The sequence below is a fragment of the Psychrobacillus sp. Z16_25 genome, assembly GCF_056856695.1.
The window spans coordinates 84,283-101,303 of record NZ_JBXEOV010000009.1; the positions used below are offsets into that span (position 1 = coordinate 84,283).

The following is a 17,021-nucleotide window of genomic DNA, read 5'->3' on the forward strand; positions in this document are numbered from 1 at the left end:
TTAGTTATTCATTTATTAGGCAAGCACGGAAGCCAATAGTGCTTTTTGTGCGTGCAAACGATTCTCAGCTTGCTGAAAAATATAAGAATGTGGGCCATCTATGACAGAAGCCGTCACCTCTTCCTCCCTATGTGCAGGAAGACAGTGTAAGAAGATATAATCTGCTTTCGCATTGGATACCAATGCGTCATTTATCTGGAAAGATTTAAAATCTGCTAAACGTTTAATGGTTTCCTCTTCTTGACCCATGGACGTCCAAACATCTGTATAAATAACATCAGCGTTCACAACAGCTTCCACTGGATCGTTAGAGACAAACAAGGAACCTCCGTTACTTAAAGCAATTTCTCTAGCCTTTTGAATGATTTCGGGCTTCGGCTCATATCCTGGAGGAGTTGCAACGGAAATGTGCATGCCCATATTAGCGGCCGCTATCACTAAGGAATGGGCTACATTGTTCCCATCACCCACATACGCAAGCTTCAAGCCCTTCGTATACCCTTTTACTTCTTGTATAGTTAAAATATCTGCTAATGCTTGGCACGGATGATACAAATCAGTTAGTCCATTAATCACCGGAATACTTGCATGCTCCGCAAGTTCATTTACCATTTCGTGGGAATTTGCACGAATCATAATCCCATCTAAGTAACCAGAAAGGACATGCGCAGTGTCGCATACAGATTCGCCTCGACCTATTTGAAGATCTCGTGCATTCATAAACATACCATTTCCACCAAGCTGCTTCATTCCAACTTCAAAGGAGATCCTTGTTCTGGTAGAATGCTTTTCAAAAATCATCCCTAATGTTTTTCCTTCCAACAAAGGGGGGCACTTACCAAGCTTCGTCAGCTTTTTCAAGTCTATGGAAAGCTGAATTAAATCCTCTATCTCCTCCCTTGAATAATCTAAAAGTGTTAATAAATCTTTTCCTTTCAGACTATCAACCACCTTTAAATTAACCCATTCAAGCAGCTTCATATTTATAAAAACTCCTTTTCTTGTATATTTATGTATTAACAATTATAGTTTAGGTATATTTATAATGTCAAGTGTATTTATATACAAAAAATATAAAAAAACAACTAAAGGGTATGAACCCTTTAGTTGTTTATGTTTTAACTAAATTTAATCGTGTCTAATGCATCACGGTCAAGCTTTTTAATTACTTCTACAATCAATTTTACTGCATTTTCATAATCATCACGATGTAAAATTCCTGCATGTGAATGTATATAACGAGTAGCGATACCGATAGCTAATGCCGGCACACCGTTCATTGTAATGTGAATAGATCCTGCATCAGTTCCTCCACCTGCAATTGTTTCAAATTGGTAAGGAATATTGTTTTCATCCGCTGTATCGATTACAAATTCACGAAGCCCTTTGTGAGAAACCATCGAAGCATCGTAAAGGATAATTTGTGGTCCTGCTCCCATTTTACTTGTAGATTCCTTAGGAGTAATTCCTGGCGTATCCCCTGCGATACCTACATCAACAGCAAAACCGATGTCTGGCTGTACCTTCATCGTAGAAGTTTTCGCTCCGCGGAGACCAACCTCTTCTTGTACATTTCCTACACCGTACACGATATTTGGGTGCTGTTCATTTTGCAGCCCTTTTAATACATCGATTGCAATAGCACAACCAATACGATTATCCCAAGCCTTAGCTAAAAGAAGCTTTTCATTGTTCATAACAGAGAACTCAAAATAAGGTACTACCATATCCCCAGGAAGTACTCCCCATTCCATTGCTTCTTCCTTCGAGGAAGCGCCAATATCGATAAACATATCTTTAATATCAACTGGCTTGTTACGAGCCTCAGGAGGCAAGATATGAGGTGGCTTTGAGCCGATTACTCCAGTAATTGTTTCCCCTTTACGTGTCACAATGGAAACTCGCTGTGCAAGCATCACTTGGGACCACCAGCCACCAACTGTTTGGAAGCTAATAAAACCTTTATCATCAATCTTCGATACCATGAAGCCTACTTCATCAAGGTGTCCAGCTACCATAATTTTCGGTCCATTTGCATCCCCAACTTTTTCAGCAATCAAGCTGCCTAAATTGTCATACTCAATTTTATCAGCATAAGGAGCAATATACTTTTCCATCACGATACGAGGCTCACGTTCATTGCCCGGAATCCCTCTTGCATCTGTTAATTCTTTTAGCATGGTTAATGTTTCATCTAATTTTGTCATTACTTCGGCCTCCTAAATAATCTCACCATCCAATTATATGATAAATTGACGGCATTTTCAAAATAATTTTTCATTTACAGTGGACAGATGATAGGAGAAGCAGACTACTATCTGTTAATCCGCTCCAGCCCCTCCGCCCCCACCAGAAGACCCTCCACTTGATCCATAATTACCACCTGAGCCTCCGCCAGATGAACTACCGGATAATGGCGCGTTCGTCCATAACCATGTCTTCTCTACATAAGAAATTGGATCCTCTTCTGCCAATAAAATCGTTGCAATTGGAACATTAGTAGATAATACCGGGATTTTTTGTTTACTCGGCTTTAATAAATACGCTCTGACAATCCAATTGTGATTATGCTGGTAAAGCTCTACTTCTTGTTTATTTTTAAGACTTTCTTTGAAAGAGCGGATAGCATCCTTCACTTGAACTGCACTGGGAGAAAGTATATAGGTTGGAAGGGCAACAGAGAGAACAATTATAGAAAACAGCATCCCAAGCAGCATATTTAATAATTCCTCGTCTACTATTTGAACAATAATAAAAAACATGATGACACTATATAGTGTCAGCTCCTTATAAGACCTTCCTTTAGACAGAGTAGTTCCTATAAATATAACCGAGATAAAGATGATCAATCCTATCATAATCATACCTTGCAAGTCCAAATAGAATGAATAGGAGGTGATTAGCATCAATAAGAATACAACAATGCTAAGGAGGATTAATTGGATCTTATTATGAAAGGTTCCTGCCTCTTTAAGGGCTTTAAAGACCTCTTGCTCCCAATCTCTTTTCTTTATACGAAATATCCTCACCTGACCATGAAAAAAACCAGAAGCTTCTGTTTTCTTATCCTTCTTTCCTACTCCAGCAGCTTGATGTAAATTGAATCTTTTCTTATCACGGAACAACCAGTCAACCATTGTTTGTTCATAAGGAAAATAAGATGCCTCTTTCTTTAATAGGTCAAATTCCAATGTTTCCTTTGGTGATTCCTCATCACCTTTAAATCGGAAAGCCGGTTTAGCATTCGATACTTTCACAAAGCCTCTTTCTACTAAAGAAAATAGCCCTGCTAAAAAACTATTTGTCTTTACCTTCCCATTCTTATCCACAAAGTACAAATACAATACATCAGCCGTCATCACATCCTCTATTGCTCCCCTTCGCCAGAAATGTCTCTGTGGCAAAAGAATAAAAGATAGGAAGGCAAGCAATAGAATTCCGTATGAAAAATAAGGAATACTATTTTTCAACACTTCGATAGCATCTAGGCGCTCCTTCATATCTTTCCATTCTTCCTGTTCTAGTGCCAGTACTTCATTTAAAGAATATCCACTATTCCTTTTGACCATCTCTTTCATTACATGAGAAGGAAAATAAAAGCTTGCCTTTGTAGTAGAGAAGGCCCTAGAAACAGGAGTATGAAAACGAATCCCATATTCACTTTTTTCTGCCTCTAAGGCATGACGATCAAATAAAAAGCCGCCAAAATTGTCTGTAGAAACAGTTTCTGGGAGAATAAAATCAATGGTTACATTCTGATAATCCGTATCGTGAGAGGAACCGTTCTCAAAATAGGTAACCTTTAGCTCACTGTAATCCTTAAAAGAGAGAACTGCATCCTTTAATGTATAAACATATAAAAAAGATGCACGTTCACTCGATTTATTGATAGAGCTTTTAAACATATGCTCATCAAATGTTACTTCTAACTGCCTTAAGGAGTCTCCACTTATAAATCCTGGCTCTGCGTCCGGCTCCGTAATTTCATAAGCATAAAAATCTTCTACTTTCCCATTATATTTGCTTGGAAATTCACGTGTAAGCCTAGAAAACTCCCCATCAAATTGATAAGTATAGACTTCGTTGACCAATAAATCCCCATTTGGCTGTATCCAAGATTTTATATGTATACGTTCAATTTCGAAGGATTTTGCCTCAGCATACATAGAGAAAGAGAACAAAGCAATTGTCAAAAGAATGATAGAAATGATTGCTTTTTTCATAAGACACCCCCTAAATCAATCTCTCGCTTCTTTACGAGCTGCCTTACTTGTTGGTTTCATTATTTTGGAAATCTCACTCTCATGATTTACCTAGTCACACGACACGCTAACTTAGTAGCCATTTTTTTGTCTTTCATAGTTTGTTTTATTCTTTTCAATATAAGCCTCTAAAACATCCTCGTTTGTGAAGCCTAACTTTTCCGCAATAGCCCCATATAATATCCACACTTTTTGATAAGCTTCTTTTGTAGGATTCTTTAAGAAGAGAAGAATAGCGTTACTTGTTTCAAGAAATAGTGCTGTTAACTCTCCCTCCACCTTTGCAGCTGGCCATTCTTCTAAATCTTCTAAGTCACGTGCAATCCCTAGAGATAACAGAAAATGAATAGAGTCTACATATTCCTCTAGTATAATTGCTCGTTCAGAAGGACCCTTTTTACTCCAGAATTTAAAGCATCGAGTTTCATTTGCAAGCTCAGACAGCTCTATTAACAGTGCGAGTCCTTTCTTTTGAAACACATCTTCTTGTATGTTCATATTTTTTTCTATGTATTGATCTAACGTCTTCTGCATTTGAAATAATTGTTGTAACTTCATATTTCCTCCTAAAAAATTTTTTGAGATATTTTGAAACCAAACTACTTCTTCTATCGTATAGCAGTTATACTGCATTATACAAGGAGGACATTCTCTTGGTCCATATTTTACGATTGCTTATCATTGTACTTATAATATATATTTTTTATAAAATTTTGCGTTACTTATTTGACCCAAAAAGAAAGCTTGATGAGGCACATGAAAAGGAAAGCTACTATTTCTATGATGACATTAAAAATGTTCGTAAAAATTTCTTTATCACCTATAAGGGAGTTATGTTTGAAGGAGAAAAATATTTAGGGACTACAGACCAAGCTTTTGAGGTAGTCTCCATTTTTGTGTGGGCAAAGGAACCATCAAAATTACACGGCTTCACCAAAGAAGATTTTTACTTCCTTCAACAAGAGATTAAAATGAATTACCCATCTGCTCATATCAATTGGAAAAGCCCAATCGAGCAGCTAATGAAGGAAGAAGCATAAGACCATACCCAACTATACATCTCAAACAGACTATTACTTCTTTAGTCTGTTTTTATTTTTCAAAAGCAGAAAGGGAGAGCATAGCCTAAAAACTGATTTATATGATCAAGCAAATTTTCACAAGCTCCCTAAAGTAGAAGCGCCATATATAAACAATGAGGTTAATGAACAAATCGGTTCTCAAATTCCCTCCTATTTCGAGAAAAAGGAATGGAAACAAATACTGGCCAATATGCATGTTCCGTCTCTATTTATACACGGGGAAACAGACCCCCGACCGGTTAAATTCGTAAAGGAGCTGTCCTCATCTATACCAAAGAGTCCTTTTTGCCTGATTCCCCAAGCAGGACAATATCCATGCATTGATAACCCAATTTCGTTAAAAGAAAAGCTAACGGAATTTTTAGTGACTACTTGAATTCTCTAAATGAACAAGCACGCAGCTTCCAGATAAAATCGGAAGTGCGTGCCTGTTATAAATGCCTATCTATCTTCGAAATTAGCAACCAGATGATTCACTACCTCTTGCACATCTTTTTCCATTTGAATTGTAAAGAAATAATCCGCTTCCCCTTCGGTTGGAGCACAAACCTCTTCCTTCTCCATATCTGATTGCTGACGATCCAATACCTCTAAAAAGCTTTTAGCAGTCCTTAACATATCCGTATTTCTACTACTGTTCTTCACTCGTTTGTAGAGCACTTCATCCGGGAGATCAAAAAATATAAGAATCGTTGTAAAACCATTTTGCTTATAATAAGTTAACAGCTTTTCTCGACCAAGCTTATTATAATTAGAATTACAGAGGATTATATGATGGTTTGTTTCGTGTACCACATAATCTACCATTGTTTGAGTCAAAGTATACTTTATCTTATTCGGTCCTTTTTGGTGAAATAAAGTCGGGTAATAGTCTTTTAGAAACTGGGCATGATTATCTTGATCGATTACTACCGAATTTGCAAGTTCCTTTTCTAATTTATGTGCAAAGGTGGTTTTCCCGCTATGCGTTTTTCCTACTGTCATAATGACGAAGCGATTCATTCAACTGTCTCCTTCGCACGAAACAAATGATTCACTTGGAAATAATCTGCAAGGGATTTCTGTCTGCCCTCCTTATGCCACTTGTGATACTCGTTAAATAGTACAAGTGGGTCTCCTCCAGCTCTTTCTTCCACTAAATGCTTGATTGTCAAAAAGCTTCGCTTGTATTCAAACATAATGTTTGTTAGAGGCTTTTGATATGTACTAGTACCAAATTCATCTATACTGTTCATCCCATATTGTTCTTTGTAAAAGTTTAGTGCCGCTAGCTCAGTAGAAGAAAGCTCCTCAAATGCTGAATCTCCTAACAAATACCTTCTACTTAGATAATCACACATTCCTTCCTCAAACCAGATGGATTCTAAGTAATCTTCCTCGAATTCATCTACAAATAAGTCTATATGATGTACTAGCTCATGTCCTGCAATAGTTAAAATGATTTCATCACTTAGATTTTGATAATAGTTCGTCACTTTTTCGTCTTTTATATCCTTATATACTCTTAAGAAAAAGCTTCTCCAAGCGTCCAAATCTGGTGTTATATAAACAAGATCCTTATTTGTAAAGGCTGGAATTGGCAGCTCAGAGAAGAAACTTGTTGCAAGTGGCTCCGAGGTCCATACATATCCTTGCGGCTTCTCTCTTAACTCAAATTTTTCTTGCAAAAGCTGTTGAAATTCTGAAAGTCTTTCCTGAAAGCTTTCAATTCTTTTCATATACTGTATCGCATCCTCTGGCTTTTCAAACGCATAAATATGTTTCATAAAAGTCCCCCCTCCCCTTATTTTACAATAATTTCCAAAAATAATTAAGATAAGTAATCATCCGCCAATACTACTTCTACGAGGTCGCTTTCTCTTAAAAAGTTATTTAACATTTCTACATGTGCACCACCGATAATTAATAATATTCTTTCATGACTGGCTTCAATTAACTCTGTTAAATTCGTAAATATAATCAAGTTTCGCTGGTACCACCATAGCAGCCAATCCAGACCAATATATTGATCGGTATTTTTCAATCTAGCAGAATTGATGTACATTTTCTGATGCTTCTTTATCATTTCAGGATTATTTATTTCTTGGTACATCTCTAATATACTCTGATATCCAGACTTTTCCTCAAGCATAGCTTCCATTTCCCCATATATAAATAGGAACAGCTCTGGTTCATTTGTCTTAGCCCATTGATAGACCTCTCCAGCACTCTTTTTTGCCACTCCCTCTTCCATCCAATCAATACAATAAACCTCTGGATGATTACATTCTGCAGCAATTCGATAACCAATCTGATCAACTTCATTTAATCCTAATGAATAGCTGCCATTTAGGTAGTTTTTATACTCTTCATTTATCTGGTTATTTTTGCTCTTTTCCACCTCGACAGCTACCTTTGTAGGTTTAAAAGCCTTCACTTTCTCTACTACATTTTTTATTTCTTCTTGCCTGTTAGCAGATAACAGTTGATCTACCTCTGTCTGGATTACATCACCGCTCTGCCCCATATGAAACGTCCCCAATATCATCACTTTTGGCCTACTCATATAAAATCCCCCCTACTTCACCATTCTATAGAAGTTTGGATTCTCCTTCATTTTGGATATAGTCGGCAAGAGATTTCTGTCTGCCTTCCTTATGCCACTTGTGATACTCGTTAAATAGTACAAGTGGGTCTCCTCCACCTTTTTCTTCCACTAAATGCTTGATTGTCAAAAAGCTTCGTTTGTATTCAAACATAATAATTTTGTTAAAGGCTTTTGATATAAATCAGTACCAAATTTATCTATACTGCTTGCCCCATATTGCTCCTTGTAAATTAGTGCCGCTAGCTCAATAGAAGAAAGCTCCTCAAATGCAGAATCCTCAAGCAAATACTTTCTGTTCAACTGTTTGTGCAATTTTTATAAAAAACTGTATAATCAATAGTACAAGCAAAAAGGCACAAACGTTGATTTAACAACATTCGTACCTTCAATTTGTATAGTTCAATTTAAATCATATCTCAGTTTCTTTATGATTAGAGTTAAATAAAAATTTTAATATTCACTTTTTATTCTATCCCAGGTATATAGATAACGCTCTTTTCCCCGTTAATTGTGCCACTAAATACATAAATAGGTTGATAAAATCCTTTAGAATCCAGTTCATATGCTTGCTTTACTTGTTGAATTTGCATTTCCTTAATATTTTTATCATATACCTTAAACTTACCATCTAACAATTCATTATAGGCTTGTTGTTCGCTTTTTAACTTAATTTCTCTTACCCTTTTATATTCAACTATGTTATTTAATACACTTTTAATCGTTTTATCCTGATAATAAGCCACTTTCAATGTTCCATCAATTAACTGGTTATTTGTTTCAAATTGATTGATTTTCCATTCATACCGACCTACATCCATTCTTTCAAATTGTGCAGTTTCCGGAATGGTTATCCCCATTTCTTGGAGAGAAAATGCTAATGTTTGTTCATCTGTATCAGCAGGTTCCACATTAAAACTTGAAAAATCGGTAATTTCATAGGATCCATCTAAAAAGTGAAGCCATATAAAATACGAAGGTTCCCCATGATAGCGGTAATTTGCTTCATTTTGATAATCAATAATTTCTATTGAAGATGTATCTACATTGATTTTTTCAAATATTTCATAAGCCTTTTGTTGCGCTTCGTTCTTCGTTAAACTTGGTGCCTTGTAAACTGTTGCCGTAGGGTTTTCGTCATTGAAAGTTATCATCGTTGATACCCTCGCATCTCCCATATTCGCCTTAACCGCGGGAACGATAGCTAAATTCCCAAACTCTTTTTGCTCATAATATGTAAACATTCCTAGTGATAATCCAATGACAAGTAGTAATGGCGTTAAAGATAAAGCTCGTAAAGACCATCGTTTCACTATGAAAACCTTCACTAAACCAAAACCTATGAGTGCTCCTACTACATTATTAAATAAATCATCTAATTCAAAAATGCCTACACCTGTTATGTATTGTACAGCTTCAATAAATCCAGTAAATAATACCGCAGCAAGTGACGTCCAGCCTAGTGAGGAAAATCGTTTAAATAATAGTGGCAGGAAAATGCCAAAGGGCACAAACATTGCAATGTTAAAATAAATATATTGCCAATCACGTACACTAAAATCATACCAAGCTTCTCGAAACGAGCTAAACAGTGCTAAATTGACGTTACCTTCATAATTTACCCCACGATTCAGTAGAGTTAGCGCACATACTGATATGATATATAATATAAACGATACAGAAACAACTACTTGTTTACCTTTCAATCGCTTATCACCAGCAAACTTTTTCAAATAAATAAATCGATATAGTATAAAAACAATTAAACAAATAATAATTGTCGCACTTAGTGCCAACACAAAATTTCGTTGTAACATCTGAATAATTTCTTCTAATCTCACGTCAACCACTCCTATTCTGATTTAAGTAATTACTTATAATTTTAACGGAATTATATTGCAAAAAGTTCCAATAAAGAGAGTTTTTATTTCACAAAAAAATCCCCAAAGCGTTGTTAGGGAATTTTATAGTATATAACCTTGAGAACGCATATAACTAATGATATTCGTTATACAACAATCAGGCCCTATTGTTGAAGATACTTGCAAAACGGAAGATGGTGATTAGAAGAGATAATTTTTCTTTAAATAAATATGTAGAATGATTGGTTAGGCAAATCCATTCCAGATAGTTTCGCGTGGGATTTAAAAGGCAGACAAAAATTTCTACAGAAAGGACATCCTGAATAAGTGTTATTAAACGATTAGAATTTAAATGCTATGTATTTTGTGAGAAAACTTTTTTTATCCTCCTTTACTTATGTAGCAATTAGATCAATCGATAAGCGACTCTACTCTCTAAAAAGAGTACTAGTAGTTGCATTGGATTTAACGGACAATCAAAAGTTTTTATGAAATGGACATTAATGTTGAGGAATTTATGAGGTTCCCTATATTCTTTACATAGCATTTTATTGATGGAAGCGTTGGCGTCGACTCCAGTGGGATGAGTGAGACAGATAAGACATCACAACGGCACGCGTTAGCGTTCGGTGATGGCTTATCTTCTGGAGGGAAAACTAAGAACGTCACATCGTGTGCCAACGTTTTCCTGACCAACATCCTGTTGGCCTCCACTCCAAGCGTACGCCTAAAGCGGACATCAACAACTAGGAGGAACTCCTTATAATGAGGTCCACTAATATCTTATTAAGCATACAGCAGTCCACTTAAAAAACTATCACTTCATTATCCGACAGCAGCCAGAATATCAAAAACATATACATAAGCAAGAGCATCAAAAAGCCAACCCGAAAATTCGTATGCTTCGTCTTATGATGAAAAACTCGCATACCCAAGTAAGCACCGATTCCCCCACCAAAAATAGCAAACGTCCATAACGTTCTCTCCGGAATTCGCTGCCCACTTTTCCTTGCCTGAGCCTTATCATACCCCATCAAGCAAAACGCTGAAATGGACATCAACAAAATAAAAATAAGAACCACATTTATCATCAAAATTCCCCCATAAAAATGCAATACTACATCAACAAACTCTCATTCCTATTAAAAAAAGCTGATAGAATTCCTCTATCAGCTTTTCGTAAGTACTACTTATTTATTGATTGCTTTTTTAGCTGCATCTGCTAATTGAGCGAATGCTGCTGCATCAGTTACTGCTAAGTCTGCAAGCATTTTACGGTTAACGTCGATGTTAGCAAGCTTTAAACCGTGCATTAAACGGCTATAAGAAAGACCGTTCATACGTGCTGCTGCATTAATACGAGTGATCCATAATTTACGGAAATCACGTTTCTTTTGACGACGGTCACGGTATGCATACATTAAAGATTTCATAACCTGTTGGTTTGCTACTTTATATAATGTATGTTTAGAACCGTAATAACCTTTAGCTAATTTTAATACCTTTTTACGACGCTGGCGCGTCACTGTTCCGCCTTTTACGCGTGGCATATTCATTACCTCCTGCTTATTCTATCGAATGTGTAAGTTTCTCTTATTATTTCATGTAAGTAAGTAAAGTTTTGATACGTTTGTAATCGCCTGAAGTTACCATTTTTGCTTTACGTAAATGACGTTTAGCTTTAGTAGATTTGTTAGCGAATAAGTGGCTTCCGTAAGCGCGGTCACGTTTTAATTTACCAGTACCTGTTTTTTTGAAACGCTTCGCAGCTCCACGGTGAGTTTTCATTTTCGGCATGTCGAATTCCTCCTAAACAATTGTACTCTATTACTGTTTTTCGTTCTTTGGCGCTAGCACCAAGAACATGCTGCGGCCATCCATTTTCGGTTTTGCTTCGATAGTGGATACTTCCGCACAAGCTTCAGCGAATCTATCTAATACACGTTGACCAATCTCTTTATGAGTAATCGCACGTCCTTTAAAGCGAATAGATGCTTTCACTTTGTCTCCTTTTTCAAGGAACTTGATCGCGTTTTTTAATTTCGTTTGGAAATCGTGCTCATCTATTGTTGGGCTCAAACGAACCTCTTTTATAACGATGACTTTTTGATTTTTACGAACTTCGCGGTCTTTCTTTTGCTGCTCAAATTTGAATTTACCATAGTCCATGATACGAGCGACCGGCGGCTTGGCTTGAGGAGCCACAAGGACAAGATCCAAATTTACACGACCTGCAATTTCAAGTGCTTCATTACGAGTTTTTAAACCTAATTGTTCTCCATTTTGGTCAATAACGCGTAGTTCGCGTGCTCGAATGCCATCGTTTACATACATGTCTTTGCTAATAACAATCCACCTCCAGATAGTGTCGCGAATACATGGTTTGGGCATACATTCCGTAGAAACGAATTAGTTACGCCGTTTTCGATCCATTAAAAAAGCGAACAGACATAAATGTCTGCCCGCCGATATGAGAACATGCAACGCATGTTACAGTCGATCGTGTGCTTACCAGTCAACAAATGTGTCAAACAGGTGAGAAGCGGGCAGCCTCTTCTTATACCACAAACTTGTATTCAATAACCTTATTAACTATATCATCTACTAGGTAACATGTCAACTGTTATGTGAAACTTCTTCTTTTATTCGAGCTAAGAACTCATCAAAAGGAATGCTTTCTGATTTTTGTTCTCCGTATTTACGTACATTTACTGTCCCTGCTTCTAACTCTTTATCTCCCAAAACAAGCATGTATGGGATTTTTTGCATTTGTGCCTCACGAATTTTATAGCCAAGCTTTTCTTCTCTATCATCCATTTCTACACGTAAGCCTGCAGCAACTAATTTTTCTTCTACATCTTTTGCATATTCGAAGTGTACTTCGTTAGAAACTGGGATAACTTCCACTTGAACAGGAGCTAACCATGTTGGGAAAGCACCTTTATATTCTTCAATTAAGAAAGCAACAAAGCGTTCCATTGTAGACACTACGCCACGGTGGATAACAACAGGGCGATGCTGCTTACCGTCTTCTCCAACATACGTTAAGTCAAAGCGCTCTGGTAATAGGAAATCAAGTTGAACTGTGGATAGCGTTTCCTCTTTACCAATAGCTGTCTTCACTTGGACATCAAGCTTTGGACCGTAGAAAGCAGCTTCTCCATCTGCTTCAAAGTAGTCAAAGCCTAGTTCATCCATTGCTTCCTTCAGCATGCTTTGTGCTTTTTCCCACATGTCATCGTCATCAAAATATTTCTCTTTATCCTCTGGATCTCTATAAGAAAGACGGAAGGAGTAGTCTTCTAACTTAAAGTCTTTGTAGACAGAAACAATAAGCTCTACTACCTTTTTAAATTCCTCTTTGATTTGATCAGGACGCACAAAAATATGAGCATCGTTCAATGTCATTCCACGTACGCGTTGCAATCCCGAAACAGCTCCAGACATTTCGTAGCGGTGCATTGTTCCAAGCTCTGCAATACGTAATGGAAGGTTACGATAAGAATGCATTCCGTTTTTAAAAACCATCATGTGGTGTGGACAGTTCATCGGACGAAGTACAAGTGTCTCATTATCCATCTCCATTGGTGGGAACATGGAATCTTGGTAGTGCTCCCAGTGACCAGATGTTTCGTAAAGCTCCTTGGACCCTAGTACTGGTGTATACACGTGCTTGTAACCAAGCTTTAGCTCCTTATCCACGATGTAGCGCTCAATTACACGACGAATCGTAGCTCCATTTGGAAGCCATAAAGGAAGACCTTGACCAACCTTTTGAGAATTCATGAAAAGATCTAGCTCTTTCCCGATTTTACGGTGATCACGTTCTTTTGCTTCCTCTAAGAGACGAAGATGCTCTTGAAGGTCTTCTTTTTTGAAGAAAGCAGTCCCGTAGATACGTTGAAGCATTTTATTGTCACTATTTCCGCGCCAGTATGCACCTGCAATGCTCAATAGTTTGAATTCCCTTAATTTCCCTGTAGAAGGAACATGGACTCCGCGGCAAAGATCAAAGAAATCACCTTGCTCGTAGATAGAAACCTGCTCATCCTCCGGAATTGCTTCTAATAGCTCCAGCTTATATTCATCGTCAATTTCCTTGAAGCGATTATAAGCCTCTTGACGAGATACGTCATGACGGACAATCTCGATATTTTCATTAATAATCTTTTTCATTTCTTTTTCAATTAAAACTAAGTCGTCCGCTGTAATCGGCTCTGGAGAATCCACGTCATAGTAGAAGCCCCCTTCAATTACCGGTCCAACACCAAGCTTTACATCCTTGAAAAGGCGTTTTACTGCCTGTGCAAGTAAATGCGCAGTGCTATGACGAAGGATTTCTAATGCTTCCTCTGATTCCGGAGTAATAATTGCAATTTCCCCGTCCTCTGTAATTGGTGTCTTTAAATCAATAAGACGTCCACTTAGTTTACCTGCTAATGCCTTTTTACGAAGACCTGGACTAATAGATTGTGCTACATCTTCAGTAGAAGTTCCCGCAGGGAATTCCTTCACAGCCCCATCAGGGAATGTTAATTTAATCATTTCTGCCATTTGTGACACTCCTTCGTTTAATAATAACATGGTACCTAAAGGTTTTTTATACAACAAAAAACCTCCTCCCTATAAAAGGGACGAGGTACGATTCGTGGTTCCACCCTTCTTCAGTCTATTAGAAATAGACGAAGCTCTACATCGGCTAACGGGCCGGTGACCGGTAAGCTGCTACAGCTATTCACAGCTACTGCTCCGAGGTGGTAAATCGATTGCCGGTACTTAAGAAGCTTACAGCCAAGGCTTCTCTCTCTAAAAAGTCGTACAAACTGATTATTGTCCTCATCAAGGCATTTAGTTATCCTTATATGAACTTGATTATACGTTAGGAAAAGTTTGTTTGCAAGTTGTTATTTAAACAATTTTCTCCTTGATTTTACGTATTACGCCAGTTTTTGCCCTGTAGCATAATTGGCACTGTCAAGGTACGTATACGCTCCATAATACGCCCTGCCTTTACTACTTCCTTTTCCCCTCTCTGTGTAACTGAAAGGTGATGCTCTAACTCATTGTAATTAAAATTAGAGGTAATAAAAGTAGGTAAACGCTCAGACATTCGATAATGTAAAATGGTACCTAATATCTCATCACGTGTCCAGCTTGTCATTGCCTCTGCACCAATATCGTCAAGCATGAGTACTGGAGCCTTTTTCACAAAGTCGATTTTTTGAGACAACGTATGGTCCTGAATAGCCTGCTTCATTTCTCTTAAGAACTCTGGCACATAGATAACAACGGAATGGATATGTCTTGCTGCCAATTCGTTTGCCAATGCTCCTAGCAAATACGACTTCCCTACACCAAACTCCCCATATATATAGAGCCCTTTGGATGGCAGTTCATTTGTCTGCTCCCATTCATTTAAGAAATCCTTTGCAGCACGAACAGCAACAACCCTGCTTCCATCCTCCAGATCTATATTAGATAGGCTGGCTTCCATAACTTCTTTCGGCATATGCATGCTATCAATCATAGAAGTTACCTTACGTCTCTCATCCTCCACTACCCCACGACGACAGCGAATATACTCTGTATCGATCAAGTTACGGTCAATATAAAGCTTCGGCTCATAGCCCTTCATGAGGTTAATACATTCACCCAAGGAAGGACAGTCCTCGCATTGGTGTGACTGAGATTTAAATTCATAAAGCTTGTTTAAACTCTTTCTTACCATTTCTTTCGTAATCACTTCTGCATTCTGTTCCATAAATTTTTGAACTTCCGCATCTTCTAATACCTCTTGCTGTAGTTCACTTAATTTTGAAGATATTTCCGGGGAAATGACTCTCTTTAATGTTTCGTTTACTCGTTCCATTTCTTTTCACCTACCTCTTTATTCCGAGTTCTTCCATCAGTTTTTGGCGCTCTGCATCAATGTCTTGAATACCGTTCGTTACATTTCCTGATTGTTTCAACTTACCATCTTTTTTATAGAACCAGTCTGGTACCTTTTCTTCTCTGGTAGGCTTTTTCGTATAAGTTTTTGCGCTGGAGCCCTCTGTCTTCCATTTTAGGTATTGCTCATGCTCTTTTCTTGCAAGCTCCATTGCTTCCTTTGCTGTTTTGACACCCTTACGATTCCAATGGGAAGCTATTTTTTCTGCATAGTTTTTTGTAAGCTTCATATCAGTTCGCAACAAAACATATTGCAGCAATACGTTAACCACACCAATTGGCATTTTGAAATACGTCACAAAATGATTAGCCAGTTGAACATCCGCTAAAATCGGCTCTTTCCCGTTCGCAATATCTCTTAGTACGTCAACCGGAGGAGTGTTTTCTAAATAATAGAGAAGCTCTTCCTCTTTGGACATGGACCTAATTGGTGCAGGAGTAGATACTTTTGGCTCTATCTTTTCTATGACAGGGGCTGTTTTAGAGACTGTCAGCTTGTAATATTCTGCACAGGCTTTCGTCAATCTGGCTTCCGTCAAGCGAAGCTCCTCGTCCAACGCTAGAATAACTACCTTCTGCATTTCAATTGGACTTAAATTATAGAGGTAAGCAAGCTTGGCGATTAATTCCTTTGCTTCAAAGGTTAAAGCAGATTTAGGGACAAGCTGCTCTGATAATCCCTCCTGTAATAGACCAAAATCAAAGCTGTCATAATAAAATGGGATTTTCCCACGCTCGCCCCTAGATTCATACTCTTCTTCAACAGACAATGATGTTTTTCCTCTAGTTGACGGTTTGAACACATCTAAAAAAGTACGAGATACTTCTTTATACCCTTCGTTCCAGTCAGCATTTTGTATGTATCTGCTACGAAGCTGCTTGTATGCATGCTCTCCAATTTTATTAAATAAGAACATCGAGAGCAATGGATCTTTCAAAAAAGATTCGGGGTCAAGCGGCGCCTCTAATTCATAGTAAAACATTCTACCGCTATCCTCAGACTTTTGCCAGGTTTTTAGCAGACCGATTGCCTCTAACGATATTCTTGCTTGAAAAACCTTACCTAGGGACACACCCAGCACATTCATTAAATGATAGTGGGGCCACTCATGCTCATCTTTTAATTCTCCATCTGCCCATAAGGTTAAATAAAGACTTATTCCCTCAGCACCAACGAGCGGCTGATAAAACAAAGTCAATAGTTGACGATCATAGTCCGAAAAAGAATATGGCAAGCGAATTTTATATGAATCAGTAGCATTCAGCTCTTTATATAACATAC

At 37.7% G+C, this 17,021-nt stretch carries 17 protein-coding genes and 1 other annotated feature; of the genes, 1 reads left to right on the top strand and 16 read right to left on the bottom strand.

Annotated elements, in window-relative coordinates; all coding sequences use genetic code 11:
• Positions 1 to 15: 15 nt before the first annotated feature.
• From argF to AC1VU3_RS11075, 4 genes are all read right to left on the bottom strand, one after another.
• The gene (gene argF, locus AC1VU3_RS11060) at positions 16 to 981 is read right to left on the bottom strand and encodes an ornithine carbamoyltransferase (RefSeq protein ID WP_482983506.1); all 966 of its coding nucleotides are present in this window, start codon (positions 979 to 981) and stop codon (positions 16 to 18) included.
• A gap of 137 nt (positions 982 to 1,118) precedes the next feature.
• Positions 1,119 to 2,207, bottom strand: a complete 1,089-nt coding sequence (locus AC1VU3_RS11065; RefSeq protein ID WP_482983507.1) for a M42 family metallopeptidase — start codon at positions 2,205 to 2,207, stop codon at positions 1,119 to 1,121.
• A gap of 114 nt (positions 2,208 to 2,321) precedes the next feature.
• Complete coding sequence (locus tag AC1VU3_RS11070; protein WP_482983508.1) at positions 2,322 to 4,223, bottom strand: DUF2207 domain-containing protein; 1,902 nt, start codon at positions 4,221 to 4,223, stop codon at positions 2,322 to 2,324.
• 111 nt (positions 4,224 to 4,334) lie between these two features.
• On the bottom strand, positions 4,335 to 4,820 hold the full coding sequence (locus AC1VU3_RS11075) for a dUTP diphosphatase (RefSeq protein WP_480387392.1): 486 nt from the start codon (positions 4,818 to 4,820) through the stop codon (positions 4,335 to 4,337).
• A 95-nt stretch (positions 4,821 to 4,915) separates the two neighbouring features.
• On the opposite strand from AC1VU3_RS11075, the gene AC1VU3_RS11080 reads away from it, so the two are divergent.
• The gene (locus AC1VU3_RS11080) at positions 4,916 to 5,302 is read left to right on the top strand and encodes a sigma-w pathway protein ysdB (RefSeq protein WP_480387391.1); all 387 of its coding nucleotides are present in this window, start codon (positions 4,916 to 4,918) and stop codon (positions 5,300 to 5,302) included.
• 483 nt (positions 5,303 to 5,785) lie between these two features.
• On the opposite strand, the gene AC1VU3_RS11085 is transcribed toward AC1VU3_RS11080, so the two are convergent.
• The 12 genes from AC1VU3_RS11085 to AC1VU3_RS11140 form a co-directional block, all read right to left on the bottom strand.
• On the bottom strand, positions 5,786 to 6,346 hold the full coding sequence (locus tag AC1VU3_RS11085; RefSeq protein ID WP_480387390.1) for an ATP-binding protein: 561 nt from the start codon (positions 6,344 to 6,346) through the stop codon (positions 5,786 to 5,788).
• Positions 6,343 to 7,110, bottom strand: a complete 768-nt coding sequence (locus AC1VU3_RS11090) for a hypothetical protein (protein ID WP_482983509.1) — start codon at positions 7,108 to 7,110, stop codon at positions 6,343 to 6,345. The genes AC1VU3_RS11085 and AC1VU3_RS11090 overlap by 4 nt, the downstream gene beginning before the upstream one ends.
• A 44-nt stretch (positions 7,111 to 7,154) precedes the next feature.
• Positions 7,155 to 7,889, bottom strand: coding sequence for a DUF5694 domain-containing protein (locus AC1VU3_RS11095; RefSeq protein ID WP_482983510.1), 735 nt, complete (start codon positions 7,887 to 7,889; stop codon positions 7,155 to 7,157).
• Between the two features lie 165 nt (positions 7,890 to 8,054).
• A complete protein-coding gene (locus AC1VU3_RS11100; RefSeq protein WP_482983511.1) occupies positions 8,055 to 8,231 on the bottom strand; it encodes a hypothetical protein in 177 nt (58 codons plus the stop codon).
• A 164-nt stretch (positions 8,232 to 8,395) separates the two neighbouring features.
• Positions 8,396 to 9,769 (bottom strand): VanZ family protein, encoded by a 1,374-nt coding sequence (locus AC1VU3_RS11105; RefSeq protein WP_482983512.1) that lies wholly within the window; start codon positions 9,767 to 9,769, stop codon positions 8,396 to 8,398.
• Between the two features lie 827 nt (positions 9,770 to 10,596).
• Entirely contained in the window at positions 10,597 to 10,881 is a 285-nt protein-coding gene (locus AC1VU3_RS11110) for a DUF1294 domain-containing protein (protein ID WP_480387385.1), read from the bottom strand.
• 99 nt (positions 10,882 to 10,980) lie between these two features.
• On the bottom strand, positions 10,981 to 11,340 hold the full coding sequence (rplT, locus tag AC1VU3_RS11115; RefSeq protein WP_480387384.1) for a 50S ribosomal protein L20: 360 nt from the start codon (positions 11,338 to 11,340) through the stop codon (positions 10,981 to 10,983).
• 46 nt (positions 11,341 to 11,386) lie between these two features.
• A complete protein-coding gene (rpmI, locus tag AC1VU3_RS11120; RefSeq protein ID WP_480387383.1) occupies positions 11,387 to 11,587 on the bottom strand; it encodes a 50S ribosomal protein L35 in 201 nt (66 codons plus the stop codon).
• A gap of 30 nt (positions 11,588 to 11,617) precedes the next feature.
• Complete coding sequence (infC, locus tag AC1VU3_RS11125) at positions 11,618 to 12,181, bottom strand: translation initiation factor IF-3 (protein ID WP_480387382.1); 564 nt, start codon at positions 12,179 to 12,181, stop codon at positions 11,618 to 11,620.
• A 225-nt stretch (positions 12,182 to 12,406) separates the two neighbouring features.
• Complete coding sequence (gene thrS / locus AC1VU3_RS11130) at positions 12,407 to 14,344, bottom strand: threonine--tRNA ligase (RefSeq protein ID WP_482983532.1); 1,938 nt, start codon at positions 14,342 to 14,344, stop codon at positions 12,407 to 12,409.
• Positions 14,345 to 14,417: 73 nt separating this feature from the next.
• Positions 14,418 to 14,642 (bottom strand) — a binding site (T-box leader).
• Between the two features lie 78 nt (positions 14,643 to 14,720).
• A complete protein-coding gene (gene dnaI / locus AC1VU3_RS11135) occupies positions 14,721 to 15,659 on the bottom strand; it encodes a primosomal protein DnaI (RefSeq protein WP_482983513.1) in 939 nt (312 codons plus the stop codon).
• Positions 15,660 to 15,669: 10 nt separating this feature from the next.
• Positions 15,670 to 17,019, bottom strand: coding sequence for a replication initiation and membrane attachment family protein (locus tag AC1VU3_RS11140; RefSeq protein WP_482983514.1), 1,350 nt, complete (start codon positions 17,017 to 17,019; stop codon positions 15,670 to 15,672).
• Between the last annotated feature and the right edge of the window lie 2 nt (positions 17,020 to 17,021).

What these genes read in the sequence shown, in the direction of transcription:
- AC1VU3_RS11090 (WP_482983509.1), bottom strand. Translation starts at nt 7,110, where the DNA reads ATGAAACATATTTATGCGTTTGAAAAGCCAGAGGATGCGATACAGTAT.
- AC1VU3_RS11070 (WP_482983508.1), bottom strand. Translation starts at nt 4,223, where the DNA reads ATGAAAAAAGCAATCATTTCTATCATTCTTTTGACAATTGCTTTGTTC.
- thrS (WP_482983532.1), bottom strand. Translation starts at nt 14,344, where the DNA reads ATGGCAGAAATGATTAAATTAACATTCCCTGATGGGGCTGTGAAGGAA.
- AC1VU3_RS11075 (WP_480387392.1), bottom strand. Translation starts at nt 4,820, where the DNA reads ATGAAGTTACAACAATTATTTCAAATGCAGAAGACGTTAGATCAATAC.
- rplT (WP_480387384.1), bottom strand. Translation starts at nt 11,340, where the DNA reads ATGCCACGCGTAAAAGGCGGAACAGTGACGCGCCAGCGTCGTAAAAAG.
- AC1VU3_RS11065 (WP_482983507.1), bottom strand. Translation starts at nt 2,207, where the DNA reads ATGACAAAATTAGATGAAACATTAACCATGCTAAAAGAATTAACAGAT.
- argF (WP_482983506.1), bottom strand. Translation starts at nt 981, where the DNA reads ATGAAGCTGCTTGAATGGGTTAATTTAAAGGTGGTTGATAGTCTGAAA.
- dnaI (WP_482983513.1), bottom strand. Translation starts at nt 15,659, where the DNA reads ATGGAACGAGTAAACGAAACATTAAAGAGAGTCATTTCCCCGGAAATA.
- AC1VU3_RS11110 (WP_480387385.1), bottom strand. Translation starts at nt 10,881, where the DNA reads ATGATAAATGTGGTTCTTATTTTTATTTTGTTGATGTCCATTTCAGCG.
- AC1VU3_RS11140 (WP_482983514.1), bottom strand. Translation starts at nt 17,019, where the DNA reads ATGTTATATAAAGAGCTGAATGCTACTGATTCATATAAAATTCGCTTG.
- infC (WP_480387382.1), bottom strand. Translation starts at nt 12,181, where the DNA reads ATGCCCAAACCATGTATTCGCGACACTATCTGGAGGTGGATTGTTATT.
- AC1VU3_RS11085 (WP_480387390.1), bottom strand. Translation starts at nt 6,346, where the DNA reads ATGAATCGCTTCGTCATTATGACAGTAGGAAAAACGCATAGCGGGAAA.
- AC1VU3_RS11095 (WP_482983510.1), bottom strand. Translation starts at nt 7,889, where the DNA reads ATGAGTAGGCCAAAAGTGATGATATTGGGGACGTTTCATATGGGGCAG.
- rpmI (WP_480387383.1), bottom strand. Translation starts at nt 11,587, where the DNA reads ATGCCGAAAATGAAAACTCACCGTGGAGCTGCGAAGCGTTTCAAAAAA.